Here is a 2,041-nt window from a genome sequence, read left to right as displayed (position 1 = left end):
AGGGCGATGTGTTTGTGGCGGAGAGTGAAGAGGAAGCCCTCGCCAAGGCCCTGGCCCGATATGTGGCTGATGGCTCGCTGACCCGAGAACAAGCGGGGGCGATCGCGCGCGACCCCGGACGCGCTGCGACATTTTTAACTCGCGATCCGGACGTGCTCGATACTTGGTTCTCCTCCGCTCTGTGGCCCTTCTCGACCTTGGGTTGGCCGGAGCAGACGGCGGAACTTGCCCGCTACTATCCCAGCGATGTTTTGGTCACCGGCTTCGACATCATCTTCTTTTGGGTCGCCCGGATGCTGATGATGGCACTCTATTTCATGAAGGAGGTGCCGTTCAGAAATGTCTATATCCACGCGCTCGTGCGTGACGAGCGCGGGCAAAAAATGTCGAAGTCGAAGGGCAACATCATCGATCCACTGGAGCTCGTCGACGAATACGGGGCAGACGCGCTGCGTTTCACACTTGCCGCGATGGCAGCGCAAGGCCGCGACATCAAGTTATCAACGAGCCGAGTGGAAGGTTACCGCAATTTTGCGACCAAGCTGTGGAATGCGGCCCGGTTTGCGGACATGAACGCGTGTGCGCGCGTGCCCGGCTTTGATCCTGCTGCGGTTAGCGAAACCCTCAATCGCTGGATCGCTCACGAAGTCGCCCGCGCCGTGCGCGAGGTCACTGCTGCTCTCGAGGCGTTCAAGTTCAACGAAGCGGCCAGCGAAGTCTATCGCTTCGTGTGGAACGTGTTTTGCGATTGGTATCTGGAACTGGCAAAGCCGGTGTTAGCCGGCCCCGAGGGCCCGGCCAAGGATGAAACCCGGGCCATGACGGCTTGGGCGCTCGATGTGTCGCTCAAGCTTTTGCATCCGTTCATGCCATTCGTCACCGAGGAACTCTGGCGGGTCACGGCGGAATCCGGACCGCCGCGCCCCACGCTATTGGCACTTGCCGATTGGCCGCACCCCGATGGGCTCGATGATGAAGCGGCCGAAGCCGAAATCGGCTGGGTTATCGATCTTATCAGCAAGGTCCGCTCGATACGCGTGGAAATCAATGTCCCGCCAGGCGCCCAGATCTCTCTCGTTCTCGCCAATCCGTCGGCAGCAACACGGGAGCGGGCAGGGCGATGGCGGGATGTCATGGGTCGGCTCGCTCGGATTTCGGGGGTTTCCTTTGCCACCGCCGCCCCTGCCGGTGCCGTTCAGCTCGTGGTGCGCGGCGATATCGTCGCGCTCCCCCTTAAGGACGTGATCGATCTTTCGGCCGAATCCACTCGCCTCGAAAAGGAACTCACCAAGATCGAGAGCGACATCGGCCGGATCGAGGTCAAGCTCGCCAACCCGGAGTTTCTTCGGCGAGCGCCCGAAGACGTGGTCGAAGGCGAGCGAGAAAAACGCGAGGAAGCACAGGCTCGGTGCGCCAGTATCCGCGAGGCTCTGCAGCGGCTCAAGGAGGCGAGCTAATAGCCGGCCGCCGCTGCCCCCCGAGGCCGTCCCACGCCGAGGCCGGCCCGTCACGGCGGAGCAAGTCGGGCTTTGACCGGCGCACGCAGAATGCCGGTCGGCCACGGCGACCGGTCGTCGCAATGGCTCGGCGCGGTTCGCCTCGATAAAGCTGCCTCGATAAAGCTAAAGCGAGGCCAAGGTTGGCCGCGTCCGTGCCAGCGCACCTTCGCGCTTCAGGGGGCGGCTTAAGAATCGTGAATCCATAAGGCCATAACGCCACGGCTTATCGGCCGCTTTGGTAATCCCGATCCGCACCCCGCGGGCAACCCGAACCGGATCCAAGCGGCCGCGAATCTCGAATGGCGGCGAATCCAGCGCCAGTCCGTCGTGGGCCCGCGTCAGCCCGAGCGCCTCGCACACGCGCCCGGGTCCGGAACACAGGAGGCGGATATCGGCGAGGCGGCGGCGCGCCTGCATGGTCGGGATACCAAAGTGCGGCTCGATTGCGCGGATCAAAACGGCACAGGGGATGCCAACGCCCTCGCAAACAAAGTTGAGACACCAGTGCAGGCCATAGGCGCGGTAGACGTACGTATAGCCCG

General features: G+C 62.9%; 2 protein-coding genes. One reads left to right on the top strand and one right to left on the bottom strand.

The window, feature by feature from the left end:
• Positions 1–1,457 (top strand): class I tRNA ligase family protein (locus VEJ16_11060; protein HYB10201.1); only part of this gene is annotated, 1,457 nt, incomplete at its 5' end.
• A 165-nt stretch (positions 1,458–1,622) separates the two neighbouring features.
• Here VEJ16_11060 and VEJ16_11055 read toward each other — a convergent pair.
• A partial coding sequence (locus VEJ16_11055) for a DNA-3-methyladenine glycosylase (GenBank protein ID HYB10200.1) occupies positions 1,623–2,041 on the bottom strand: 419 nt, incomplete at its 5' end.

Source organism: Alphaproteobacteria bacterium (assembly GCA_035625915.1).
Taxonomy (GTDB): Bacteria; Pseudomonadota; Alphaproteobacteria; order JACZXZ01; family JACZXZ01; genus DATDHA01.
Note: the sequence above shows the minus strand (reverse complement) of the source record. Positions and strands in the feature narration are given on the sequence as shown.